The 25104-nt window shown below is 43.4% G+C and carries 23 protein-coding genes; 1 reads left to right on the top strand and 22 read right to left on the bottom strand.

The window, feature by feature from the left end; translation table 11 throughout:
* Positions 1-176: 176 nt before the first annotated feature.
* Entirely contained in the window at positions 177-743 is a 567-nt protein-coding gene (locus tag JNO66_RS08515) for a YdhK family protein (protein WP_373367171.1), read from the top strand.
* A 214-nt stretch (positions 744-957) separates the two neighbouring features.
* Here JNO66_RS08515 and nirD read toward each other — a convergent pair whose 3' ends face one another.
* The 22 genes from nirD to JNO66_RS08405 all read right to left on the bottom strand — a co-directional run bounded on the left by nirD (position 958) and on the right by JNO66_RS08405 (position 25031).
* Entirely contained in the window at positions 958-1284 is a 327-nt protein-coding gene (gene nirD, locus JNO66_RS08510; RefSeq protein WP_203087834.1) for a nitrite reductase small subunit NirD, read from the bottom strand.
* Positions 1285-1296: 12 nt separating this feature from the next.
* The gene (gene nirB / locus JNO66_RS08505) at positions 1297-3726 is read right to left on the bottom strand and encodes a nitrite reductase large subunit NirB (RefSeq protein WP_273753251.1); all 2430 of its coding nucleotides are present in this window, start codon (positions 3724-3726) and stop codon (positions 1297-1299) included.
* A 30-nt stretch (positions 3727-3756) separates the two neighbouring features.
* A complete protein-coding gene (gene cobA, locus JNO66_RS08500) occupies positions 3757-4926 on the bottom strand; it encodes a uroporphyrinogen-III C-methyltransferase (RefSeq protein WP_203087832.1) in 1170 nt (389 codons plus the stop codon).
* A gap of 518 nt (positions 4927-5444) precedes the next feature.
* A complete protein-coding gene (gene lpdA, locus JNO66_RS08495; RefSeq protein WP_203087831.1) occupies positions 5445-6827 on the bottom strand; it encodes a dihydrolipoyl dehydrogenase in 1383 nt (460 codons plus the stop codon).
* Positions 6828-6840: 13 nt separating this feature from the next.
* Positions 6841-8166 (bottom strand): dihydrolipoamide acetyltransferase family protein, encoded by a 1326-nt coding sequence (locus JNO66_RS08490; RefSeq protein ID WP_203087830.1) that lies wholly within the window; start codon positions 8164-8166, stop codon positions 6841-6843.
* Positions 8167-8183: 17 nt separating this feature from the next.
* Positions 8184-9167, bottom strand: a complete 984-nt coding sequence (locus JNO66_RS08485; RefSeq protein ID WP_203087829.1) for an alpha-ketoacid dehydrogenase subunit beta — start codon at positions 9165-9167, stop codon at positions 8184-8186.
* Between the two features lie 13 nt (positions 9168-9180).
* Positions 9181-10161, bottom strand: a complete 981-nt coding sequence (locus JNO66_RS08480) for a thiamine pyrophosphate-dependent dehydrogenase E1 component subunit alpha (protein ID WP_203087828.1) — start codon at positions 10159-10161, stop codon at positions 9181-9183.
* A gap of 118 nt (positions 10162-10279) precedes the next feature.
* A complete protein-coding gene (locus JNO66_RS08475; RefSeq protein WP_203087827.1) occupies positions 10280-10624 on the bottom strand; it encodes a bh protein in 345 nt (114 codons plus the stop codon).
* Positions 10625-10659: 35 nt separating this feature from the next.
* Positions 10660-11952 carry an NAD(P)H-dependent oxidoreductase gene (locus tag JNO66_RS08470; RefSeq protein WP_203087826.1) on the bottom strand — a complete coding sequence of 431 codons (1293 nt, stop codon included), beginning with the start codon at positions 11950-11952 and terminating at the stop codon, positions 10660-10662.
* Between the two features lie 30 nt (positions 11953-11982).
* Positions 11983-12360 (bottom strand): PTS glucitol/sorbitol transporter subunit IIA, encoded by a 378-nt coding sequence (locus JNO66_RS08465; RefSeq protein WP_203087825.1) that lies wholly within the window; start codon positions 12358-12360, stop codon positions 11983-11985.
* 24 nt (positions 12361-12384) lie between these two features.
* The gene (srlE, locus tag JNO66_RS08460; RefSeq protein ID WP_203087824.1) at positions 12385-13413 is read right to left on the bottom strand and encodes a PTS glucitol/sorbitol transporter subunit IIB; all 1029 of its coding nucleotides are present in this window, start codon (positions 13411-13413) and stop codon (positions 12385-12387) included.
* A 23-nt stretch (positions 13414-13436) separates the two neighbouring features.
* Entirely contained in the window at positions 13437-13976 is a 540-nt protein-coding gene (gene srlA / locus JNO66_RS08455) for a PTS glucitol/sorbitol transporter subunit IIC (RefSeq protein ID WP_203087823.1), read from the bottom strand.
* Between the two features lie 12 nt (positions 13977-13988).
* Positions 13989-14369, bottom strand: coding sequence for a transcriptional regulator GutM (locus JNO66_RS08450; RefSeq protein ID WP_203087822.1), 381 nt, complete (start codon positions 14367-14369; stop codon positions 13989-13991).
* 142 nt (positions 14370-14511) lie between these two features.
* On the bottom strand, positions 14512-15462 hold the full coding sequence (locus tag JNO66_RS08445; protein WP_203087821.1) for a sugar-binding transcriptional regulator: 951 nt from the start codon (positions 15460-15462) through the stop codon (positions 14512-14514).
* Positions 15463-15547: 85 nt separating this feature from the next.
* Positions 15548-15907 (bottom strand): DUF1516 family protein, encoded by a 360-nt coding sequence (locus JNO66_RS08440; protein WP_203087820.1) that lies wholly within the window; start codon positions 15905-15907, stop codon positions 15548-15550.
* Between the two features lie 343 nt (positions 15908-16250).
* The gene (fhuB, locus tag JNO66_RS08435) at positions 16251-18359 is read right to left on the bottom strand and encodes a Fe(3+)-hydroxamate ABC transporter permease FhuB (protein ID WP_203087819.1); all 2109 of its coding nucleotides are present in this window, start codon (positions 18357-18359) and stop codon (positions 16251-16253) included.
* Complete coding sequence (locus tag JNO66_RS08430; RefSeq protein ID WP_203087818.1) at positions 18352-19362, bottom strand: ABC transporter substrate-binding protein; 1011 nt, start codon at positions 19360-19362, stop codon at positions 18352-18354. The genes fhuB and JNO66_RS08430 overlap by 8 nt, the downstream gene beginning before the upstream one ends.
* 254 nt (positions 19363-19616) lie before the next feature.
* The gene (locus JNO66_RS08425; protein ID WP_203087817.1) at positions 19617-20762 is read right to left on the bottom strand and encodes a Gfo/Idh/MocA family protein; all 1146 of its coding nucleotides are present in this window, start codon (positions 20760-20762) and stop codon (positions 19617-19619) included.
* Positions 20759-21847, bottom strand: a complete 1089-nt coding sequence (locus JNO66_RS08420; protein WP_203087816.1) for a Gfo/Idh/MocA family protein — start codon at positions 21845-21847, stop codon at positions 20759-20761. Before JNO66_RS08420 ends, JNO66_RS08425 begins: the two co-directional genes overlap by 4 nt.
* Before the next feature lie 25 nt (positions 21848-21872).
* The gene (locus tag JNO66_RS08415) at positions 21873-22694 is read right to left on the bottom strand and encodes a sugar phosphate isomerase/epimerase family protein (protein WP_203087815.1); all 822 of its coding nucleotides are present in this window, start codon (positions 22692-22694) and stop codon (positions 21873-21875) included.
* Positions 22691-23869 (bottom strand): dihydrodipicolinate synthase family protein, encoded by a 1179-nt coding sequence (locus tag JNO66_RS08410; protein ID WP_203087814.1) that lies wholly within the window; start codon positions 23867-23869, stop codon positions 22691-22693. The genes JNO66_RS08415 and JNO66_RS08410 overlap by 4 nt, the downstream gene beginning before the upstream one ends.
* Positions 23870-23879: 10 nt before the next feature.
* Positions 23880-25031 (bottom strand): Gfo/Idh/MocA family protein, encoded by a 1152-nt coding sequence (locus JNO66_RS08405; RefSeq protein WP_203087813.1) that lies wholly within the window; start codon positions 25029-25031, stop codon positions 23880-23882.
* Between the last annotated feature and the right edge of the window lie 73 nt (positions 25032-25104).

Genomic DNA, 25104 nt, shown 5'->3' with positions numbered 1-25104 from the left:
TTTTTATCAAAGTTTTTTAAAAGTTGTTCACATAATTAACCTTCTTTTAAGATAGATATCCACAACCTATCCATAGATGATTATTTTACCCTTGAGTGGTAAAGCCTATTACCTATAAAGGTTTTATCGTTGACTCTTAATGGGTACGAAAGAGTTAAACAATCATTATGAACGAGGTGACATCTTTGAGAAAACAACTAACGTTTATTGCAGTCTTAGGACTGCTGCTTATGACAGCCTGTAACGAGGATGGAACGATTGCCGATCCTCATGCAAACGCAAACGACTCTACTGCACAGGAAGAGATGAATCATTCAAGTTCCACAGGAAAACTCCCGCAGAATTTGAAAACGGCCAATAACCCCACCTTTCCTACTGGAAGTGAGGCGATTATCCAAACAAACCATATGGAATCAATGGATCAAGCTGAAGCTGTGATTTCTGGCGCCTATCATACGACGGCTTACTCGGTATCGTATAAACCAACGACTGAGAGTGAAACGGTATGGAATCATAAATGGGTTATCCATGAAGAACTGGAGGATGCGGGTGAGAAACCACTTGAACCAGGTTCTAAAGTCATCTTAAACGCCGATCATATCAAGGGAATGAAAGGAGCTGAAGCAACCATTGAAACAGCGAAGGATACGACCGTATACATGGTAGACTTCATTCCTACAAATGGTGATGATGAAGTGATGAATCATAAATGGGTCATTGAAGATGAATTGACGGCGCCTTAAAAAGAACCTATCGCGAATATAGACTTTTATATCCGCTACAGGAGAATCCCTCGCTTTTCGCGGGTACGGCCTCAGCCACGCACTTGTACCGCAGAAGTCTCGGGTTCTCCTTACGCTAGTCTGATATCAATACAAAAGGCAAATGATTCAATCCAAGAATCATTTGCCTTATTTAATCCATTTTAATTTCTATCCTTTCACATTTTGTGCTTACCTATTCCTTCACAACAATATAAACAGCTTCGTCTACGATTGATACGTTATAGGTTTTCACACAGCCAATGTCAGGAGCTACTGCTTCGCCTTTTCTAAGGTCAATTTTCCAATCATGCATGGGACAGAACACGTACTCACCGCTAACAATTCCATCAGATAAAACACCACCCTTATGTGGACAACGGTTTTCTACGGCAAGCACTTCATCATTCTCTTGACGGAAAAGTGCCAGTTCTAAACAATCAATCGTTACCTTTTTACCAATCCCAACAGATAATTCATGAAGCTGCGCCACGTAAATTGGTTCATTCAGTACTTGAGTCATGCTAATCACTCCTTAGTTGATGACTTCCACTTCTTTTTTCTCATAAAGCGTTGCTTGTTTATCCTTGCTTTCGAGTACTTCATTCCACGGATCCTGTTGACCCGATAAGGCAAGTTCCACACGCTCAATAAGCTGTGCACGGGTTTCTACATCTGCAAGAACCTCTTTGATATGGTCTAGCCCTACTCGTTCAACCCAGTGCGATGTACGCTCTAAGTATCTAGCATCCTCACGGTAGAATTGAAGGAACGAGCTGATAAAGTCAATGACTTCTTGATCTGTAGCTACTTTGGCAAATAAATCACCACCACGCAGATCGACACCACCGTTCCCTCCGACATAGATCTCCCATGCTCCTTCTACGCCAACAACTCCAATATCCTTGATACCTGATTCAGCACAATTACGTGGGCAAGCAGATACAGCCATTTTAACTTTGTGCGGGGTGCTTAATCCTTCGTACTTCTTCTCGATTTGAATACCGAGTCCAATTGAATCCTGTGTTCCAAACCGACAGAAGCTTTCTCCTACACATGTCTTTACTGTTCGAATGGATTTTCCGTACGCATAACCCGAGCGCATACCAAGATCGGTCCATACCTTAGGAAGATCTTCTTTTGCAACTCCAAGTAGGTCAATTCGTTGCCCGCCTGTTACCTTAAGCAATGGCACGTTATATTTATCAGCAACGTCCGCGATTTTTCTGAGCTGATCTGGATTCGTAACGCCTCCATACATTCTTGGTACAACCGAGAAGGTTCCGTCATTTTGAATATTTGCATGTAGTCGTTCATTCACAAATTTTGAAGTGGAATCATCTTTGTACTCAATCGGTTGATTTAAGCCAAGATAGTAGTTCAAAGCAGGTCGACATTTAGAGCAGCCATTCTCAGTAGACCAGCCAAGTACGTTCATCACTTCGCGAACGTAGTTTAAGCCTTTGTCTTTAATTTCAGCAGTTACTTCCTCGTGAGAAAGATCCGTGCATCCACAAATCGGCTCCTTCTGATTTGTTGCTTCTTCTCCGGTTGCATGAGTAAGTAGCTCCGCAACAAGTGGTTTACACCCTCCACAAGAGCGTGAGGCGTTAGTGCATGCTTTAACTTGATCGACCGTCGTTAGCCCTTGATCGTTAATGGCTTTAACGATGTCTCCCTTCGTTACTCCATTACAGCCGCAGATCGTCTCGCTATCAGCCATCGCCACTACAACACTTTCACGTTCATCTGATTCATTTTCAGAAGGCAGGATAGCTACCTTACTCATTTTTGAAATGTCTTGCTCATTCCGCATCATAGTTAGAAGCCGTGGTGAATCAGACGTATCGCCAAACAGCACAGCCCCTATTACTTTGTTGTCTTCAACCACAACCTTTTTAAAGATCCCTTCAAACTCGTCATGGACGCGAATTGATTTCGTATGCTCCCCGTCTTGAAAACGCCCTGCAGAAAACACATCCACCCCTGAAACCTTTAACTGTGTATACACAATGGATCCTTGGTAGCCAGGCTTAGATAACGGCTGATCTGCGCATACATGTTCAGCTAAGGCCTTACCTTGCTCATACAACGGTGCAACAAGTCCGTATACAACACCTGCATGCTCTGCACATTCTCCAACGGCATACACATTTTCAACGGATGTTTGCATATAGTCGTTTACAATGATTGCACGGCTCACTTCAAGCCCCGAGTCTTTGGCTAAAGATACATTCGGCTTAATTCCAACAGCCATTACAACTAAATCGGCATCAAGCTGTGATCCATCTTTAAAACGGACACCATCTACTCGTTTTTTACCAGTTAAACGTTCTGTGTGAGCATTTAAACGAAAGGTCATTCCTTGCTTTTCAAGCTCCTCCTTCAGCATCTTGCCGGCTTGGTCATCTAGTTGTCGTTCCATTAAGTAGTCAGCAATATGAATAACTTCTACTTCCATATTTAAATTTAACAGCCCTCGAGCTGCCTCTAACCCTAATAGACCTCCACCAATGACCGCTGCTTTTTTATAATTCTTCGCGGTATCAATCATCGTTTCGCAGTCTTGAATATTCCTAAACGCAATAACACCTTCTTTATCAGCACCTGGAAGCGGAAGCATAAAAGGGTTTGAACCTGTCGCAAAAATTAAGTGATCGTACGAACGACTTATGCCGTTTTGACTTGTTACCTTTTGGGCAGTAGTATCTACTTTTACAACCGGATCACCTGTGAACAACTCAATTTGATTCTCCGCGTACCATTCGTAACTGTTTAACACAATACTCTCAATACTCGCATCTCCCTGTAACACGGAGGATAAAAGGATGCGGTTATAGTTTGGATGAGGTTCTTCACCAAAGACTGTGATCTCAAATTTATGTGGGTCTTTTTTTATGATCTCCTCTAGTGTTCTAATCCCAGCCATTCCGTTACCGATCAAAATAATCTTTTGCTTCAAGATGTCTCTCTCCTTTTTGTGTATGGTTAAGGTCTACAATGATCCACGTAAAGGTTCTGCGATTTGTACCTGAGTAGGTAGTAACGCCTCCGTTATCTGCTCAACATTTATAGCTGCCACTTGATATACGTCAAATCCAGCCTCCCTTAAACGTAATTCTGTTGAAGGATCGCTACATATAAATGTGCAGATTCTTAATGAGTCCACATTAATACCTGATAAATCGATATATTCAAAAAATTTAAGGTAGTCTTGATACGTAAGAAGACAGATCGTATTAATGTGCTCATCTTCAAATAATCTCGTTAATACCAGCTGATCTCGGTGATTCATTTGAATCGCTTGGCTTAAAAATGGATAAGCATAGACATCTGCACCCTGTTCTTTTAATTGAGATACTTCCTCACAGAAATCAGTAGCTGTAGGTATTAACATTCCTCTTCCACTTAAAGGTTTCTGTTCGAACCAATTAAGCTTTGCTCTTAACTTAACTACTTCGCCAACGAGAATGATGGCAGGGTTTTGGATTTGAGCGAGCTCTGCTTTTGCCACGATCGTTGCGAGTGTCCCCTCCACTGCACGTTGTTTGCTGTACGTGCCCCATTGAACAACTAAAATGGGTGTATCTTTTGACTTTCCATGATGGATAAGTTCGTTTGAGATTGTGGGTAAGTGCTTCATGCCCATATAGAACACGATGGTATCCACAGCGCTTGCAAGTGAGCTCCAGTTCACTGCCGGCTTGCCATCCTTCGTACAGGTATGACCCGTCACGGTTGCAAATGATCCAGAGAGCTTCCTGTACGTAACCGGAACCCCAGCGTACATACTCGCTGCACTCCCCGATGTAATTCCAGGAATGATTTCGTATTTGATCTGATGCTGTGCACAAAGCTCAGCCTCTTCGCCAACTCTACCAAAAACAGAAGGATCGCCGCCCTTAAGACGAACAACGGTTAATCCTTTTTTCGCATGGATTAAAAGCTCCTTTTGGATATCTTCCTGTCTGAGTGTATGCTTACACGGCTGCTTTCCACAATAGACAAGCTTTGCCTCGGGACTTGTTTCCATTAATAAAAATGGATTAACCAGCCGATCAAAAATAACTACGTCCGCTTTTTGCAGTAAGCGAAGTCCTTTAACCGTGATCAAATCAAGATCACCGGGGCCAGCTCCTACAAAATACACTTTGCCTTGTATCAACTAGTCCACTCCTCCCTATCTTTTGTGACATCATAATGGAGATACCTTAATTATTGAGGTGGTTAGTCAGCATTTCTAACAAGGTTTTTCAAACGAAATGCTGTGAGATCTTTTTACGAAGATTGATTTAGAACTACGAAAACCGAAAGGACAAGGGGTTTGCTGACTGATTTTAAGAAGTAAATAGGACCACATCTTCCTCTAATCATTCGAGAATCGTTTTTTTATGAGCACGTCTACAGCTTTTATCTAATAGATGGATCGAATAACATATGCCTTTCTATCGCTTTGATTCACATGCCTATCACATGGATCCTCTCTCCATCGCTTCAATCCATGTCCCTATCACATGGATCCTCCCTCCATCGCTTCGATTCACACGCCTATCACATAAATCCTCTCTTCATCGCTCCAATCTATGCCCCTATCACATGAATCCTCCCTCCATCACTTCAATCCCGCTTCCGCCAAAAACAAAAAAACAGCAAGTCCCTCACAAGGACTTGCTGTTCAATCAGTTAGCTATGCACACCTTTTCCAAGCCAGGATCCTGCAGCTTCGTAAAGGGCTTCTGAAATAGTCGGGTGTGCATGAACCATTGAATCCAGCTCTTCTACCGTTCCTTCCAGATGCATAAAGGCTGTTGGTTCCGCAATCATTTCTGTTACATGTGACCCAACCATGGTGACCCCTAAAATCTCCCCATGTTTCACGTCAGCGATCAGCTTTACAAAGCCTTCTGCTTCTCCCATAGCTAAGGCTTTTCCGTTTGCAGACAAATCGGTTTTCACCACTTTTACATGAAGTCCGCGCTCTGTGGCTTCAGCTTCTGAGATGCCGACACTCGCTACTTCAGGACTCGTGTACACACAACGAGGAATGATCTTTCCTTTGATGGACTCTCGCTCTCCTGCTGCATTCGCTGCTGCTACAAGTCCTTCTGCACTGGCCGCGTGCGCAAGCTGCCAGCCTCCAATGAGATCACCCACTGCATAGATGTTCGGCTGACTTGTTTGCATCATATCGTTCACTTTCACAAATGGTCCATTCATCGCTAGATCGAGCTTTGAAATGGCTGACAGGTTCGGCTTTCTTCCGACGCAGATTAAGAGGTCTTCGGTATCTATCACCTCTGTTTTTCCTTTGTCTGACTCAACCACCACTTGCTGAGTATCGCCCGCTTGCTTTAGCTCTGTCACCTTTGTGTTCGTTAAGATACGGACGCCTTTTTTCTTTAAGGTCTTTGCTAGATGCTTTGAAGCGTCAGGATCTTCGCTCGGTATGATTCGATTGCCCATTTCCACGATGGTTACGTCTACACCAAGACTTGTAAAAATGCAGGCAAACTCCACACCGATAATGCCTCCACCAATGATGATGATAGAATCAGGAATTTTCTCTATATCAAACACCGTGTCACTTGTGTAAAAGCGAGCAGAATCAATGCCTGCAAGCGGTGGTACAAACGGAGTAGAGCCCGTTGCAACAATGATCTTGTCAGCCTTGATCGTTGACTCTTTCTCTTGCCCACTAATTCGCACAGTACCGTCTGCCTCTACTTCTCCAAGTCCGGCAAGGACCTCAATGTTGCCTTGTTTCATTAAATACTCAATGCCTGTGCGTAGCTTTTTGATTACCTGATCTTTTCGTTTTAGCATTTTTTCTAACGATAATGTCACTGGACCTGCTTCAATGCCCCAGTCCTTTGCCTTTTCAATTTGTTCAATGATTTCAGCATGACGCAACAGGGTCTTTGAAGGGATGCAGCCTCTGTTTAAGCAAGTTCCGCCGAGATGACCATATTCTACAAGTGCGACTTTTTTACCGAGCTTCGCTGCACGGATTGCTGCCACATAGCCACCTGGTCCTCCACCTATTACGACGATATCATATGTCGACACATTCTCTCCTCCTTTACGTAAGCAGTTGGTATGGGTTCTCAAGTACTTGCTTGAGCTCGGTTAAAAAGGCCGCTGCTGGAGCACCATCAATAACACGGTGGTCAAATGAAAGACTAAGACTCATCATTGGACGAAGCTCGATTTGACCATTTATTCCTAAAGCTTTTTCCTGTATTCTTCCTACTCCAAGAATTGCAGACTCTGGCTGATTAATGATTGGTGTAAAGGCATCTACTGCATACATCCCAAGATTACTTATGGTAAACGTACCACCACGCATGGAATCTGGACTAAGTTTGCCTTCTCTCGCTGCATTGGCAAGCTGTTTCGCTTCCTCTGTTAACGCTTGTAAGCCCTTGTGGTTTGCATCAGTAATAACCGGTACTACGAGTCCACCCGGGATCGATACAGCTAGACCAATATGAGCATCTTCGTGATAAACGACTTCATCTCCGTCAAGTGAGACATTAATCTCTGGATGACGTACCAACGAATGGGCAACTGCTTTTGCAATGATTTCAGTATAGGATAGGCGCTTGCCTATTTGTTTTTCAATAATTGGAAGCAGTTGTTTCCGAACCTCCATGGATGCGGTCATATCTACTTCACTTGTTAGCGTCACATGTGGTGCAGTAAAGGCACTCTCTGCCATTCGCTTAGCAATCATCTTACGTGTGCCACTTAGCTTCACGCGTTTCGGCTCGCTTGTTGATACCTCGCGATTTGCACTGGCCGCTGTATCAAGATCAGCTGTGTAGATTTTTCCGTTTGAACCCGTGCCTGTAACCTCTTGTAGGTTCAGTCCTTTATCAGCCGCAACCTTACGGGCAAGTGGTGTGGCTTTAATCTTTTCTCCTTGCTCTCCATGAGCTTCCACATCCGCCTTTTGAACTCGACCTCTTGGGCCACTGCCATCTATCTCTTGAAGCGAAAGCCCCTCATCCTTTGCTACTTTTCTTGCAGCAGGTGTGGCACGTACCTTTTCTCCGCTTTCTTGCTTCTGCGGTGCAGCACTATCCTCCTGTCCAACTGGCTTTACCTCATCCGTAGGCTCTGCGTCTGCATCCGAGACACCCGGAGAAGAATCTGGCACGGTCTCGTTCGCTTCTCCAATGTAGCCAATGACGTAATTCACGGGAACTTCCTCATCTTCACCAACATAGCGTTTGAGCAAAATACCTTCTTCATATGCCTCAACCTCAATGTTGATCTTATCAGTCATAATTTCAAACAAAGGCTCTCCGACTTCAACCGACTCGCCTTCTTCTTTAAACCACTCCAGTAGCGTACCTACTTGCATCGTACTGCTTAGCTTCGGCATAAAAATTTCTTTAGGCATGCATTACACCCTCCTTCCTATAGTCCTTTTAGCGTATCTTTTACAGCATCCACAATGTCTTGAACCTGTGGGACAGCTGCTTTTTCAAGCTCAGGATTATACGGAATCGGAACCGCTTTTCCGCCTAATCGTTTGATGGGAGCATCTAAGTAATCAAAGGCCTCGCTCTCTGCAATCATACTTGCAATTTCTCCACCAAAGCCTCCACGTTTAACTGCTTCATGCACAACAATGAGACGGCCTGTCTTTTTCACAGACTCAACGATTGTTTCTTCATCTAGTGGTACGAGTGTACGTGGATCAACGACTTCTACACTAATTCCTTCAGCCTCTAATTGCTCTGCGGCTTCAAGAGATTTGTGCACCATCATCGCTGTTGCAACAATTGTGACATCCTTACCCTCTTTCTTAATGTCTGCTTTTCCAAGCGGAATCGAGTAGGCTTCCTCTGGCACCTCACTTTTTGTGCGGTAGCAAAGCTTGTGCTCATAGAACACAACTGGGTTGTCATCATCCATCGCAGCTTTTAAAAGTCCTTTCGCATCATAGGCCGTAGAAGGTTGAACCACTTTTAACCCTGGAATGTGAGTCATCCATGCTTCTAAGCTTTGTGAATGCTGAGCCGCTGCTCCTGTTCCTGATCCAGCAGGTGTACGCAGGACCATAGGTACCTTTCCTTCGCCACCATACATATATCTCAGCTTGGCAGCTTGGTTGACCATATTATCCATCGCAATTGTAATAAAATCGGAGAATTGAAGCTCTAAGATAGGACGCATACCTGTTAACGCAGCACCGATGGCTGTTCCTGAAATAGCCGCCTCTGAAATGGGTGTATTCCGTATCCGCTCCGGTCCAAATTCTTCAATCATTCCGCGTGTTACACCAAATGCTCCACCATAAACACCGATGTCTTCACCTAAGATAAACACATCTTCGTTTGTGCGCATTTCCTGACTCATTGCTTCTCTGACTGCTTCTAAATACGTTAGCTCTCTCATGGTTGCTCCCTCCTTAGGCATAGATATCCTCCATTAATGTCTCAAGACCTGGCTCGGGACTATTTTTAGCAAATTCAACCGAATCCTCGATCTCCTTCTTCGCCTCATTACGAATGACTTCCGCTTCTTCCTCTGTGAACAGTCCTTGGGCAATGAGTTGCTCCTTGTAGCGTGCAATCGGATCCTTTTCTCTCCACTCTTTTTCTTCTTCTCTTGTACGATACTTTTTGGCATCACTCTTAGAGTGACCTTTCCAACGGTACGTTTTCGCTTCAATAATGGTTGGGCCTCCGCCATTACGTGCAAAATCAACCGCTTCTTGTACAACATTCATCACGTCAAAGACATCATTGCCTTCTACGACATGACCTGGAATCCCATACGCTTCAGCACGCTGTGCGATGTGTTCAATGTTCACCATCTCTTTCACAGGACCTGACATGCCGTATTGATTATTTTCACAGAAGAAGATCACTGGCAGCTTCCATATCGATGCTAGGTTCACTGCTTCATGAAAACTTCCTTCATTTGAAGCACCATCACCAAAGTAACAAAGCACCACTTTCCCTTGGTTTTTCATCTTAGAAGTAAGAGCTGCACCTGTTGCGATTGAGAAACCGCCTCCAACAATCCCATTGGCACCAAGATTCCCTTTACTGACATCGGCAATGTGCATGGATCCACCTTTACCTTTGCAGTAGCCAGTTGTACGACCGAATAATTCAGCCATCATACGATTAACCTCTGCGCCTTTTGCAATACAATGACCATGACCACGGTGTGTACTCGTAATCATGTCGTCCTCATTAAGAACCGCACAAGATCCAACAGCTGTCGCTTCCTGTCCAACAGCAAGGTGAGTCGTCCCGTGGATCATTCCCTTTGCAAAAAACTCATCTACTTTTTCTTCAAAATAGCGAATTAACCACATTTGCTTATATAGGGGAACTAACTTTTCCTTTGAACTAGCAGTATCTTGCTTCAATTCATTCATTATAATAGCCTCCTATTTATCATTTGTTCAGACTTAGAACAAATGTAATTATTAGCGAAAAAAAATGTCCGATTGCTCATTCCCTATTCCCACAAGGTGGGAACAGGGGTAGAGAACATTATCGGTCTTCGTTATCGTGGTCAAACTCTTTGATCACATCACGAGATTGTTTGATATCTTTAAACATACGATAGGGCTTACTGATCACTCGCACTGGTAGCGAGAAGAGAAATCGACTTAAGTCTTCACGATATTCCTGCGTCATTCGTTTTGGCTTTGTCGCCACTCGTTTTTGTGTTTCCTCATAAAATTCTTTATTTAAATCTAGATTAATCTCTAGATCATGACGACACTCTAAGCACTCAATGCTTTTTAATTGGTTGTTCACATAAGTGATCTCATGCGGCACCTCTTCCTTGCAGTGAATGCAGTAAAGATCCGCCTCCATTTGACTTGAATTCATGACACACACCGCCTTTCTTTAGGTGTTAGTGACACTTACTGAAGCGTATCATCTTGTAGCTTACGTAGCTGCCAGATGAACGATTCTTTTGTTTGAGTGACATCACCGTAAGAGATATACTCCCCTTTTTTAATGGCACGATTCACGCGAACGTTCCGATCTACTAAGCCAAGTGGTAACAACTCTTTTTCTTTTGCGTCCTCTGCTTCTAAAATACTTCCATACACTGTAAATCCACCAATACTGTCCAGATGCTCTCCAGCTTCTAGATCTCTTTTAGCAACCGTTACTGTTTCAGCAACAAGTCCCTTCCAAGGAGCAATTGTTGCTTCACCATAGAAATAAGCGCGTGCAACAGAGATTGGTGTTTCAAGACTTGTTAAGTGGTATGGACGATATAGTACATAGTAAGGTCCATCACCCATACTCAAATATTTCATTTCATGATTTACTTCCTCTTGATCAGAAGCAATGATGGCAAAAACACCAGGAGCCACTCCGTTTACAAATTCAACGATTTGCTTGTTTTGTACTTGGCCACCATCTGCTATAGAACGGAACATAGCTGGCAGGTCTTTTACTTCGCCTGTTAAACCGTTCATGCCTGGTTTGTCAGGTAAGAATCCTGTTGCATTTGCGACTGCAGTCATTTCAACCATTGTTTTAGATCCATCCTGGAAAGAAGCAATCATTTTAGGACTTGCTCCTTTTTCAGCAGCCACTTGAGCAACTGAGTCAGGATTTGCTTCAAGGTTAAGTGGGTTGTTTTTCCCTTTACCAAGAGCAATGACCTCAAATCCACTTGCATCCGCTAAGTCGTTTAATTCCATGACTGCTCCTGGCTCATCTCCAGCAGAACCTGTATATACCACACCGCTTGAATCAGCTAGCTGCTTAAGAAGTGGACCAACCGTTACATCTGCCTCAACATTTAGCATAACGATATGCTTCTTATTCATAATGGTATCCCAAGCAATTCTTGAACCGATATCCGGTACACCAGTAGCATCTACAACTACATCTACAGATGGAAGTGATGTAACAAGACTTGAAGAAGACGTGCTAACCACTTTTCCTAAGCTAACTGCGGATTCTGCTTCTTCTAGATTCGTTGTTTCCACAATCTGATCAGCAGCAACTCCCGCTTTTTTGTATGCGTTCACAGCATTCTCCACTTGAATGTCGGCCGTAACAACTACGCGCATACCCTTCATGCCCTCGATCTGTGCAACCATTCCTCTACCCATTTGGCCTGCGCCAACCAAACCTACATTAATGACTTTTCCTTGTTGTTCTAGCTCTGCTAACTTGCGATTAATTCCTAGCATGTGACCACTCCTATGTCTCTCTTTTTTTAGTTAATCTCGATAGATTGCAAGTTTTCCGCCAACCTCAAGCTTTGGAACAGGCTTCTTCTCTACACAAATTGTTCCGGGCAGATCCGATACAGATTGACCGCTAAATTCAATCGTGCAATGACCTAAATCTCTTAATGTTTCGTTGGCTTTTTCTCCTACAAATAAGATTTTGTAGTCGTTCTCTTGAATGCGTAACGTATCCCCAACCGCTACTTCATGTTTGAATTCTGTTTGTTTATGAACAGCTGAGATATTTTTCAAGTCAGCTGGTACGGTTTCGTTAAAAATCACAAGCATATTTTCTTCAAGGAAGATCTCTGTCTGCTCCCCTAATTCAATAAACGATGATTCATAGATGGTTGTTTTTGTTTGTTCCATCTTACACACTCCTTTTAACTCTTATTAAGAATACAATCCAAAGCTAAATAGATACGCAATGATGACTGCTAGTGGACCTGTGATCATACGTGACATTAAGACAGCTGGTACACCGACCTCGATGGTTTCAGGTTGCGCTTCTCCAAGTGTTAAACCAACTGGTACAAAGTCAGCCCCTGCTTGTGGGTTAATCGCAAACAATGCCGGTAAGGCAAGATGCGGTGGAATGTTGCCTCGACCAATTTCAACACCGATTAATACCCCAACCACCTGTGCAATAACAGCTCCTGGTCCAAGTAGCGGAGATAGTAACGGAACTGAACATAAGATGGATAGAATTAAAAGTCCGACAAAGTTTCCAGCAAGTGGTGATACAAAGTTTGCGATAAAGTCACCAATTCCTGTGAACGTGATAATCCCAATTAACATACTTACAAAGGCCATGAACGGGAGAATGTTCTTAATGACTTGGTCAATCGTTTCACGACCAGCCTGATAGAAGACACCAACAACCTTACCGGCTCCTCTACCTACAATCTCAACGATGTTTGCTTTTTTCTTAGGCTGTTGTAGCTTTGCAGCCTTTGCTTTCGCTTCTTCTTTAATGCGGTTTGCTTCATTTTTATCGAGACGACTGGAATCTTCCTTCTCAGCCGCAGCAGCCGTTTGCGGAGTTGCTCCTTCTTCTAGTTTCACATTCGAAACCTTTACGCCAGATACGAAATTATCTTCCTTAATAAATCTCATTAGTGGACCTGATGGAGATGTTGGATTTAGGTTAATTGTTAGGACACCCATCTGCGGATATACTCCACAACGAGCGGTACCACCACAATCAATAACCGCACACGCCATCTCTTCTTTATTTACTGAAGATTTGAACCCGTCAACAGCCTCTGCACCTGTCATATCAGCAATGTGCTGCGCAAGTGGATCAATTCCCCCGCCTGTTACTGACACAACATATTTCTTTTGTTCTGTTGGCTGAATGATAAGTGGTCCGCCCCAGCCGCCGCTACCTTTTTCAACTTTAACTTGTTTGTAGTCTGCCATTTTCATTACCCCCTACGATTCTCTTAAGCTTGTGAGGCAAGTTCTTGCTCTCTCTTTTTAATTAGACGACCTGTGATGATCTCTGTAACAATTCCTCGAATGAGAATGACAATTAGACCTACAATGAAGAATCGAATAGCGAGCGGTCCAAGTGATAGTCCAAGTGTTGTGATACCAGAAGCAATACCCATGTATACAAAAAGCTCTGCAGGGTTACCGTGTGGAAACAGCCCCGTAATCGGGTGAACAAAGGAAACGGCTGAATCATAAAAGGCTGGCTTTTGATGCTCTGGTAGAAATCGTCCGAACGTATAAGCCATCGGATTTGTTAAGAAGAAAACAGCTAGAAACGGGAAGAGTGTATAGCGTAAAATAATGTTTTTTGTACTCTTCTGAGCTAACCGATTAATTCGTTCCTCTCCAACCATTTTGATGATAGCGTTTACAGCGGTGATCAAACAAATCAATGTTGGTATGATTCCGGTCACCATTCCAATAAAGGTAGTGCCGCCCTCTTCAAACATGCCAATAAATCCTTCAGCAAGCTGTACTAAAAAATCCATTTACGCTTCCCCCTATCCTACGAGTGTTTTCTTTCGTTGTTTGTTTATTTGTTCTAGAGATGATTCAATGGCCACGCGGAGTGGATGTTCATGGATCATTTCTTTTACTTCTTGAACTAGGAGTCCGTTAAATGTATGAAATGGAGCAAACCGAGAAAAGACCGTGACACCTGCCATCTTTTGACCGTCTATTACTTTTCCATTTTCATCGGTTACTAGAATAACGATGCTCCCTACCCCAATCCGTTGCTTGTGAATACCTACTCCTAAAAATCCTGAGGAGCGAGTACTCATTTCTTTTAATGTCTTTTGGTAGTTTTTCATCTGGACTCGTGTTAAAACGAGTTGTAAGACCCAGGTGAAAGCAAATAATCCAATGAGCCAACCCCACATACCATCTCACCTCTTTTACATTTGTTCTTAACTGTTACTTATGTTTGTATTATAAAAGCGCTTTCAAGATTCGTCAAGTAGATTTCTAAAAATTTTGTCGAACTCTACTTTTAAATTTGAAAGCGCTTTAGAATATTTAGATTTAAACAAGTTCATGTAATAAAGATTGTGCTGTTGAGTCATCAAGAATTAATACATTAAGATACCCTGTTTTAAGAGCAATGAGGAGACTTTCTACCTTATGCGCTCCTTCTGCTACTCCAACAACCTCTGGAATGTTCTTTAATTCATTTAGATTTAATCCAATGACTCGGTCATTTAATGGATGTTTGATTTGCTCACCGATCACATCATAAAATCTTGATCCGATATCACCAACGACACCTGATTTACGTAAGGAAATTAAATCTTCTTCTTTTAGGTAATCCATTGTACTCATCGTTGAATTCAGGAGAGGGTTTCCGATCCCAACAAGGGCCATCTGTACCTGTCTGCCCTCTTCAAGGACATTTGCAATATCCTCGCTTTCGATTAAGCGTTGCTTAAGGTCTTCACTCTCAACCATCGCAGGAGCGTACAAATATGAACAGGTTCCGTTCACCTTTTGTGCAAGCTGATAGGCAAGTAGATTTGAATGAATGTCTACTAGTTTTCTCCCCATTCCCCCTACTAATGGCACGATATTGAGCTCTGGGCGGTTTTCATAAGGATATTCTTTCACGAGGTTATATAAGGCGGTCCCCCACGATATCCCCATGCTCGTAATCCCTTCTAGGTTCTTACTAACATAATAAGCCGCTGCTTTACCAACTGAGCGTCGAATCATTTCGGGAGTTAAGCCTGCAGTCGGCACAACCATCGCTTCTTTTAAGTTAAACTTTTTTTCCAATTGATGCTCTAGTGTTGCGGTGTGGGCATTCTCATCCTTGATATAGATTTCAACGATGCCTAGCTCTCTCGCTCGATTAAGCATTTTTGAGATGACTGGTCTTGATACAGACATCTTCTTTGCAATTTGAGCTTGTGTCCAGCCATCAAAATAATATAGATTCGCAGCTTTGACGAGTAATCGACGATCTTCCCAGTTACTCATACCATTTCATTCCTTTCTCTTTATTGGTCTAGCTAACTAGAGTATATAACAAATGTTCCTTATCTGCACATACGTCTATGTATCATTAAAAACGTAAATAAATACCAAGTGGTAAGAATAGTCCAAGTAAAATCGTAATTGACAGAAAAACAATAAAAGAGACCGTCGTAAATTTGGTTAAGTCGCCCTTATTTAGATGCATTAAAAAGATCTCAATCATCCCTAGACTCATAATCCCGAATAATAGCTTTGCTCCACGAGCTAATGAAAATGGCATTAATGGAACAAGTAAAATGCCTGTGGCAAGAACCCCTAAAAAAGAGAGTCTCATAAATTGGTGTAGGATAACCGCTTTCTTCGTTTTTCCTCTTTTATAAAATAGAAAGACAAAAATGAATAGAATACATGTAATACTTAAAGCAAGTAAATGGTAGCCAGTGATCAATGGAAAACCTCCTTTAGTTAAGTGTACTTGAACAAGGTTCATTAAACCAATGAACAATCCATAACAAAAAACGAGGATTGGACGTTATAATAAACCACTCATGAAAACACGAACATAGCAACTAATCCGCTACATGAGAATTCCTCCCACCTGCGGGAACGGCCTCAGCCCCTTCCGCGTAAAAGCGCCGCTACAGTGTCTTCACCACGTACTATCCCGTAGGAGTGTCGGGTTCTCCTTTCGCTCATTTTTGCTAAAAAACGAATGGCGAATGATTCACTCATGGAATCATTCGCCATTTTCTCGTTCATTTTGAGTTTTGTTCCAGCCTCGTTAAACATGTTTATTTAATGATCTTAGGCTTCGCTGACCGGTACATGAGGTACAGAATATATGGCGCCCCAATTAGAGCGGTCACAACGCCTGCTGGTAGTTCTTTCGGAGCTAGAACAACCACACCAATCCAATCCGCTGCTGCAAGTAATAATCCACCAATTAAAGCAGATATAACAACGGCCTGTCGGTGATGAGGTCCCACGAGCATCCTAGCAGCATGTGGAGCAAGTAAGCCAATGAATCCTACAGCTCCTACATTCGCTGCAGCGATTGACGCAAGCAGAACCGCAATAACCGCAACATATAATCTTGTCTGCTTAACCTTTAACCCCAGTCCAGTTGAGCTTTCTTCACTAAAAGAAAGTAAGTCTACTTTTCTTCCTTGCCACCAAGCCAACACAAAGAGAATGATGACCGATGGCACCAGCACACGAAGTTCACTCCAACCACGACCGTAGGCACTTCCTGCCATCCAAGTGAGGGCAGGGGCTACAGAAACCTTTGCGTAGACAATTAAAATATTTATGAATGCGGCTCCTGCAGCTGCTACTGCAATCCCAACCAATGTAAGAATCATTGGGTCCAATCCACGTCGCCACGAAACGGCATACACGATGGCTGCTGCCGTTGCCCCTCCTATGACTGCTCCGACCGGAAGCCAGATTCCAGTTAATGCTGGGAAAACGACAATTACTAATAACGCACCGACCCCTGCTCCACTTGTAATTCCGATCACTTGAGGATCTCCTAGTGGATTGCGAATCGTGTTTTGAATTAGACTTCCACTTACGGCGATCGCCATACCGGAAACTCCTGCAATGAGCAAACGCGGCAAACGAAAATCAAACAGGATTTTCTCATGTATGGCTTGTCCTTGACCTATTAATGCTGCCCATACATCAGTTAATGGAATATAAAGACTACCGCTTGTTAAGCTGAGCGTCCATACCGCTAGCATCAAAATAGAAAATATAGTCACAAGCAGGCCAAATGAGCCAATTCGTTTTGAGCCGCCAACACTCATGGACATGTTTGAGCTAAAGCCCTTGCTTCCCTTCACTTGCTTCGACATACGCAGGGCAAGCCAGATAAGCCATGGAGCCCCAATGGCTGCTGTGATCGCTCCAGCCGGTAATTCTCCGTAACTATCAATAAAGCTTCTCGCGATTGTATCTGCTAAAAGGAGAACCACTGAACCCCAGATCGCACTAATCGGCAGGAGCCAGATATGCTTTGAGACACCCATCATTCGAACAAGATGTGGTGCGACTAGACCGATGAATCCAATCGGACCCACGACACTTACGCTTACACAGGCTATTACTACCGCAACGGCCATCGCTAAAAACCGGGTCAGTGCTACATTTTGTCCGAGTGATTTCGATGTTTCTTCTGTCAGTGTTAAAATATCGAGCTGACGCGCCGCAAAACAAACAAGCAAGATACCACCCGCAACCCATGGCCAAGAAAAGCTGGCTCCACTCCAGTCATTTTGGATAAGAGATCCCGAGCCCCAAAGGAAAATACCCTGCACGGTTTGCTGATTTAGCATGATTAGAGCACTTGTTATCGAGGAAAGAACAAGTGTCACAATCATTCCAGAGAGAGCCACACGAATCGGCGTGCTTCTTTTTCCGCCACCAAGTGCAAAAACGGCAGCTGCCGCACCAGCCCCTCCTACCACAGCAATGGGAAAGGAAAACTGCGATTGAAGCGTAGGAAAAAAGATCATTCCTGCCACAACCGCTAAGTACGCACCAGCATTTACACCAAGTGTTGTCTCAGATGCAAGTGGATTTCGCGTCACCGTCTGCATGAGTGCACCTGCCACAGCAAGGGCAGACCCTGCGATGATCCCCATCACCGCTCGTGGAAAACGATTGGACCATACTAAATGGTGCTCCGTAATGTCTTGACGATTAAACAGAGCTCCTACAACATCGCTCACAGAGACATCTGCTCGACCCTGTGTCAAACTAAAGAAAAGTGTCACGATCAAAGCAGCAAGACCACCAATACATAAAATTAGCGGCCTCACACTTTTTTTACCTTGGAGGTCTGAGGCTGCGAGTCCCATTTGTTTAGCAGCCTCAAACTCTCTTTTATTCTTACTCATTGGTAATTGCGTCTACAACCTTTTCTGCATAAACCTGAGCAGAAAGAGGTCCTCCATATGGCCACGCATCGCCACCTAATGGATAGATACGATCCTCTTCAACGAAGTTTAATCCGTTCCAGATCGGGTTATCTTTTAATTGATTATCAATGACATTGTCACTATCCTGAATGATCGTAAAGAAATTTACATCTTCAATAGCAGGAAGTGCTTCAACGTCTGCTGAAGTAAAGCCATATCGCTCAAACTGTGGAGATTGGAATCCGTTCACCATTCCCATTTTTTCAATCATTGGTGCAGCCATTGATGTATCATCATGAAGGCGGAAGGTCACGGCGTTTTGATCACTATATGCCATCGCTACAACAAACTCTTCGCCACCTTTTCCGGCTTCTTCAATTTTTTGTTTAGAGTCTTCAAAAAGATCATCGATTCCAGCAAGAACTTCTTTCGCTTCATCTTCCTTGTCCATGATTGTTGCAATCTCGTTAAATGTCTCAATCATACGATCGTATTGAGTGCCTTCGCCTTCCTCTGGATATGGATCATAGACAAGAGTCGGAGCAATCGCATTTAACTCATCATAGCTTGTCTCCACATTAGACTCTAGGCCTATAATCAGGTCTGGTTCAAGTGCTGTAATCACTTCAAGATTTGGGGTGTTACGCATTCCAATGTCTTCAATTCCCTCTGGCATCTCCATGCCGATATCAACCCACTGTTGCATTCCTTCGATATCAGCAACACCAACGGGTTCTATTCCAAGTGCTAAGAAATCTTCTACGTAACCCCATTCCAGAACGACCACTCTTTCTGGAACTCCTTCAATTTTAGCAGTACCCCTTGTATGTTCAAATGAACGTGTTTCAGTTGTTTCTGTTGCATCGCTTTCATTCGTTGAATCAGCGGTTTCATTTTCTGTCTCTCCATTACCGCACGCAGCAAGCATAACTACGGATGTAGCAACTATTCCAGCAACCCATTTTCCTTTTGTCCAATTCATCCTTCATTGCCCCCATTATATGTAATCGTTTTAAGCAGTAATAAAAATCATTCTCAATTAGAATAGCAAGTTCCCCTGTTCCCGTCAATATGCAGTTTATCATAACAGTGATTAAATCCCTTTTAACTGTAAATGAACTCAAATTCACACCTAAAAGAGAAGTGCTGAAATGACGAATGACAGGACCATCAACTCTCAATAGAGAATGATTGGTCCTGTCATTTTTACTTATTAAAAGAGAAATCGTTCTCAAGCTAGATCAAAGAAACCGGAGTCACCCCATTTTGAAACGCTTCGGTTAACTTTTCACGAACTCCTTTAACATATAAAAGCTTTGTGCTAGATTCATATCGCTTTAACTCCTCCGGAAATTCTTTGACCGCCTCTAATTGGTCATTGATTTCCCCTAACACTTGAACATGAGTAGCCGCTGTCCTGAAGTCACATGGAGGGATTGCATTCTTTTCATGCAAAGCCTTTAAGCACCAATTTAATTTATCAACGTGTGGAACATGAGGATTTCCGTAGTCCTCTGTTGTTCCATCTTTAAAGGTCGCCCGCATGGAAGGCTCTTCGTCTTCTGCACTAAATGAGATTGTACCCTTTTCAAATTCATAATGAAAAATGGGGCCTTCTGTTTCTTTGACTGCATGAGACGCTAAGAATAGTAGGTCTACATCGTCTGTTGTTTTCATTTGAACTGCACATGTATCAAAGGTTTCAATAGGATTCACACGATATAAATCGGCTTCAACATTTTTTACGGATGCACTTGTCTCGATGCCATCACCTAAAATGTAGAACATATTGTGTAGAAAATGAGCGGTTGCATTATTAGCAATGCTATCCATAATATACGTGCCGTCTGGGCTGAACTTTTTGCCAGCCCATGCAGAACGATTAAAGTATTCTTCCGTCCGCGGCCAGAGAACTAACGTCTTCAGTTGAATGGCTCGGCCAAACCGCCCAGCTAATATGTCTTGTTTTAAGGCTTGAATGGACTCCGTAAATGACCAATTAAATCCTACTGCAGCCCACTTCCCTGTATCCCTAGAGACAGACTCCCAAACAGATAGGTCCTTCGGGTCTCCTGTTAATGGCTTTTCGCATAACACATGGCTGCCATGCTCCATTGCGTATACAGCCTGTTTCGTATGCAGGTGAATGGGAGTTGAGATGATGGCTAACTCAGCGTTGTGACTTTCATAAAATGCTTCAATGGTTTTATAAATTGGGATTGATCTTTCTTGGAGAACGTCAAAGAAGCCACTCTTTTCAGCAGCAATTTCAACAACTCCCTCGAGAGTAGCATCCTCGCGTTCCAACAACCAACGCAGATAACTCGCCCCGTATCCATTTATTCCGATTAATACAACATTTGGTTTATTCCCGTTATTCATTTGATATCCTCCCAGCCACTTAAACGCACGGCTTGTTCCTGGGCTTCGATTGCTAGTTCAGACACGCGGAATACATGCTCTTGCGTCATAGCCTGATCTGTTCCATTTTGACAATCCTTTATGAGATCGTAGAAGTATGGCTTACCAACACGCCCTTCTACCGGTACATGCAGTTCTTCTTTATGATCGACAATGTATAGATGGTTACGCTCAGATGTGCGTCCAACATCAAGATATTTGCGAAGCTCAATATATCCATCCGTTCCAAACAGTACAGTCCGTCCATCTCCCCAGTTAGACAAGCCATCAGGTGTAAACCAGTCTACACGAACATACTGTGTAGCTCCGTTGTTTCCAAGCAATGTCGCGTCACCAAAGTCTTCCCAGTCCTCAAACTCAGGATGATGATAATTAGCTATTTTACTGTGCATGACCTTCGCGTCCGTTGCACCTGTATAGATCAGGAATTGATCAAATTGATGGCTCGCAATATCAATGAGGATGCCTCCATTTTTATTTCGATCAAAAAACCAGTCATCTCTTTTTTCTTTACTTAATCTGTGCGGTCCAGATCCCGTCACTTGAAACACACGTCCAATCAAACCGTTGTTCACAAGTACTTCTGCAAGAATTGCTGATTCTACTCCTAAGCGTTCTCCAAAATAGATCGACCAGCTTTTTGTTGAAGCCTCAACAGCCTCTCGAGCCTGCTTCACTTGATCCAACGTTGTAAATCCTGCTTTTGCAGAGAAGAAGTGCTTATCATGAGCGATCACTCGCATTCCAAGTGAAGACCGCTCTGCAGGAATAATGGCTGTCGCAACCATGTCCGATGAATCTTCTAATACCTGTTCAACAGATTCGGCAGCTATAGCTGTCGGGTACTTATCTAAAAGCTTCTGTTGCTTGGCTTTATCCCGATCATATACATGATGAAGGGTTGCGCCTGCACGGCATAACCCTTCCACCATACCAAAGATATGTCCGTGATCCATTCCTACCACAGAAAAAGAAAAAGGCTGATCAATTTGACGGTCTTGTTCAAATGACTGAATGATCTCTTCGATCGTTTCTTTTAATCCCATTGATGAACCTCTCCCTCCTATCTTTTTATACGTGTTCTACAAATCTTTCTTTCATTAACTTAAGAACGTCATCCCCCGGACGATCCCAAAGCTCTTGATTCATAATCTCTACTTCAATCGGTCCATGGTATCCTGCTGCTTCCACTTGCTTTCTCATCCCATAGATATCGATGGCGCCATCACCCATCATGGAACGTCCTTTAAACATATCTAAAATAGGAACCTTCCAGTCAGACACATGGAAACCAAGGATTGATCCTTTTGCAGCTTCAATTCCAGCTGCAAGCTCAGGATCCCACCATACGTGGAATACATCAACGACTACGCCTACTTGTTTTGACTGGTACTTCTGCACAAGTGCGTTTGCCTGCCCGAGTGTATTCACAACCGAACGGTCTGCCGCATACATCGGATGCAATGGCTCAATGCCTAATTTAATACCGTGTTGCTCGGCATGAGGAATGATTGCCTCAATTCCTTCTTCTACCCATCTTCTTGCTTGCGCGAGATCCTTATCCGGAGCTGGTCCACACACTAAAACAAGTGTATCTGTACCAATCTCCGCTGCTTCTTCAATGGCGCGCTTGTTATCATCAATTCGTTTAGCACGTTCCTCTTTAGTCGCTGCAGGGAACATTCCCCCTCGACATAGGCTGGAGACTTTAATTCCGCTTTGCTTTAAATGAGCGGCCGTTTGCTTCACACCGTACTCTGCAAGCTTGTGACGCCAAATTGAAATCCAAGGTACTTCATTTCGTTCACAGCCATCGATTGCTTCTTTAAGTGACCAGTTCTCTGTTGTAATTTGATTTAAGCTAATTTTACTGATGTCTGCCTTGTCACTCATGCGTGTACCTCCTGTTCAATTCCAGCTAGTTGAAGTACTTTATCCATTCGTTTAATGGCAAGCTCCTGGTCTTGAATGAGGTTTGCCTCATCCATTAGCTTAAAGAGCTTCGATAAATGTTGAATGGAACGAGTGCCCTCTGCTCCACCAATCATCTTGAAATGGGATTGATGTCCATTCAAATAAGCCATGAAGACAATTCCCGTTTTGTAAGCATAAGTTGGCGTTTGGAAAATATGACGACTTAGCTCAACTGTTGGCTCTAGAACTCGCTTGTACGTCTCTAGATCCTGATGATCTAGTGCTCGTAAGGCGTGTGCAGCCGCAGGGGCAATGGCATCAAAGATTCCAAGCAGTGCGTGGCTGTATCCTTGCTCATCACCGGCGATCAGTTCTGGATAATTAAAATCATCTCCCGTATACATCCGTACAGATTCTGGTAACAGACGGCGCATTTTGATCTCTTTGTCTTTGTCTAGCAGTGAGATTTTAATGCCGTCTACCTTTGCTTCGTTTTTATGGATCATGTCTAAGCAAATGTCCATGGCCCGATCATAGTCCTCTTCTCCCCAATATCCTTGCAGTGCTGGGTCAAACATTGGTCCAAGCCAATGCAAAATGACTGGTCTAGCCGTTTGACCAAGAATCTGACTATAGACATGAAGATAATCCTCAGGTTTCTTGGCCGTTTTCGCTAATGCTCGGCTTGCCATTAAAATAATTCCACTATCCTGACTTTCAACAAATTCACACTGCTCTGCATAGGCGCGAACAATATCGTCTAATGAATGCTCCACACTTAAATCAAGATGATCCGTGCCTGCACCAGAAGCAATTAAACCACCAGCACGTTTTGCTTCAACAGAGGATTGCTTGATTAACTCCTGTGCACTCTTCCAGGATAAACCCATTCCTCGCTGAGCCGTATCCATCGCTTCGGCTACACCAAAGCCAAGAGACCATAAATGTCTACGGTAGTGAAGCGTCCGCTCCCAATCAATGTCTCCACCAAGTACTGGGTGACTAGAAGACAGGGGATCGGCTACAACATGCGCTGCAGAGTAAGCGGTACGGGAGGAAAATCCTCCCGAACTGCTGAATGCAGATGGTGTCCCTTTTAGTTCATATGTTTCAAGTGTACGATTCTCCGTTGGAAGTTTAACCTGATATCCCATCATACGCCTCCTATAAACTTAAATCTGGTACATCTACCCACTTACGTCCGTGCCAAGCTTCTAAGCCAAGGTCAGAAAGCTGCGTACCTTTTGCGCCTTCAAGTAAATCCCAAGGGAATGCATCATCTTGATGAATATGCTTAAGGAAGAGCTCCCATTGAATTTTGAATCCGTTATCATAGAATTCGTTCTCAGGTACCTGCTCCCACTGCTCCTGGAAGTTGAATGGATTTGGAATATCCGGGTTCCATGTTGGGCGAGGAGTCTGCACACGATGCTGCGTCTTGCAGTCGCGCAGGCCTGCCACTGCACTACCAAGCTTTCCATCCACTTGAATCGTTAATAGATCATCTCGATCCACACGAGTGGTCCACGATGAGTTCGCTTGAATCACGGCTCCACTCTTCATTTCAAAAATAGCGTACGCTGCATCGTCAGCTGTTGCTTTGTACGTTTCACCATTTTCATCTACACGATTTGGGATATGTGTAGCACCTAAGCAAGTAAGTGACTTGATTTCGCCAAACAGGTTATCAATCACATAACGCCAGTGCGCAAACATATCAACAATAATTCCGCCGCCGTCCTCTTCTCTATAATTCCAGCTTGGGCGTTGACCTTCCTGCCAGTCTCCCTCAAATACCCAGTATCCGAAATCAAGTTTTACAGAAAGAATCTCTCCAAAATATCCACTATCAATTAGGCGTTTTAATTTTAACAGTCCTGGTAGGAATAATTTATCTTGCACAACTCCATTTTTCACGCCAGCTTCTCTCGCTAGTTTTGCCAGTTCAAGAGAGCCTTCCACGCTTGTCGCTGTTGGTTTTTCGCAATAGATGTGCTTACCTGCAGCAATCGCTTGCTTAATTCCTTCTGCACGACGATTTGTGGTTTGGGAATCAAAATAGATTACATTATGATCATCAGCAAGGGCCGCTTCAAGATCTGTCCCAATTCGTTCAATTCCGTGTTTATCTGCAAGAGCTTGAAGCTTTGCTTCGTTACGTCCAACAAGGATTGGATCCGGGTAAAGAACATCTCCATTCGCTAGCTTAACTCCACCTTCAGAACGGATCGCCACAATTGAGCGAATTAAATGTTGATTCGTCCCCATTCTACCTGTTACACCATTCATAATAATCCCAATTTTGTGCGTTGCCATGTTTGTTTCCCCTCTCTCCCTTTAATACTTCTTATCATAATTAAAGCGCATACATAAATCTTACTAGATCAGG

The organism is Alkalicoccobacillus gibsonii, assembly GCF_016798245.1.
GTDB lineage: Bacteria > Bacillota > Bacilli > Bacillales > Bacillaceae_D > Alkalicoccobacillus > Alkalicoccobacillus gibsonii.
Note: the sequence above shows the minus strand (reverse complement) of the source record. Positions and strands in the feature narration are given on the sequence as shown.

Coding starts and splice junctions, on each gene's coding strand:
- nirD (WP_203087834.1), bottom strand. CDS start 1,284: ATGACTCAAGTACTGAATGAACCAATTTACGTGGCGCAGCTTCATGAA.
- JNO66_RS08490 (WP_203087830.1), bottom strand. CDS start 8,166: ATGCCTAAAGAAATTTTTATGCCGAAGCTAAGCAGTACGATGCAAGTA.
- JNO66_RS08485 (WP_203087829.1), bottom strand. CDS start 9,167: ATGAGAGAGCTAACGTATTTAGAAGCAGTCAGAGAAGCAATGAGTCAG.
- JNO66_RS08480 (WP_203087828.1), bottom strand. CDS start 10,161: ATGAATGAATTGAAGCAAGATACTGCTAGTTCAAAGGAAAAGTTAGTT.
- JNO66_RS08475 (WP_203087827.1), bottom strand. CDS start 10,624: ATGAATTCAAGTCAAATGGAGGCGGATCTTTACTGCATTCACTGCAAG.
- JNO66_RS08470 (WP_203087826.1), bottom strand. CDS start 11,952: ATGCTAGGAATTAATCGCAAGTTAGCAGAGCTAGAACAACAAGGAAAA.
- JNO66_RS08465 (WP_203087825.1), bottom strand. CDS start 12,360: ATGGAACAAACAAAAACAACCATCTATGAATCATCGTTTATTGAATTA.
- srlE (WP_203087824.1), bottom strand. CDS start 13,413: ATGGCAGACTACAAACAAGTTAAAGTTGAAAAAGGTAGCGGCGGCTGG.
- srlA (WP_203087823.1), bottom strand. CDS start 13,976: ATGGATTTTTTAGTACAGCTTGCTGAAGGATTTATTGGCATGTTTGAA.
- JNO66_RS08450 (WP_203087822.1), bottom strand. CDS start 14,369: ATGTGGGGTTGGCTCATTGGATTATTTGCTTTCACCTGGGTCTTACAA.
- JNO66_RS08445 (WP_203087821.1), bottom strand. CDS start 15,462: ATGAGTAACTGGGAAGATCGTCGATTACTCGTCAAAGCTGCGAATCTA.
- fhuB (WP_203087819.1), bottom strand. CDS start 18,359: ATGAGTAAGAATAAAAGAGAGTTTGAGGCTGCTAAACAAATGGGACTC.
- JNO66_RS08430 (WP_203087818.1), bottom strand. CDS start 19,362: ATGAATTGGACAAAAGGAAAATGGGTTGCTGGAATAGTTGCTACATCC.
- JNO66_RS08425 (WP_203087817.1), bottom strand. CDS start 20,762: ATGAATAACGGGAATAAACCAAATGTTGTATTAATCGGAATAAATGGA.
- JNO66_RS08420 (WP_203087816.1), bottom strand. CDS start 21,847: ATGGGATTAAAAGAAACGATCGAAGAGATCATTCAGTCATTTGAACAA.
- JNO66_RS08415 (WP_203087815.1), bottom strand. CDS start 22,694: ATGAGTGACAAGGCAGACATCAGTAAAATTAGCTTAAATCAAATTACA.
- JNO66_RS08410 (WP_203087814.1), bottom strand. CDS start 23,869: ATGGGATATCAGGTTAAACTTCCAACGGAGAATCGTACACTTGAAACA.
- JNO66_RS08405 (WP_203087813.1), bottom strand. CDS start 25,031: ATGGCAACGCACAAAATTGGGATTATTATGAATGGTGTAACAGGTAGA.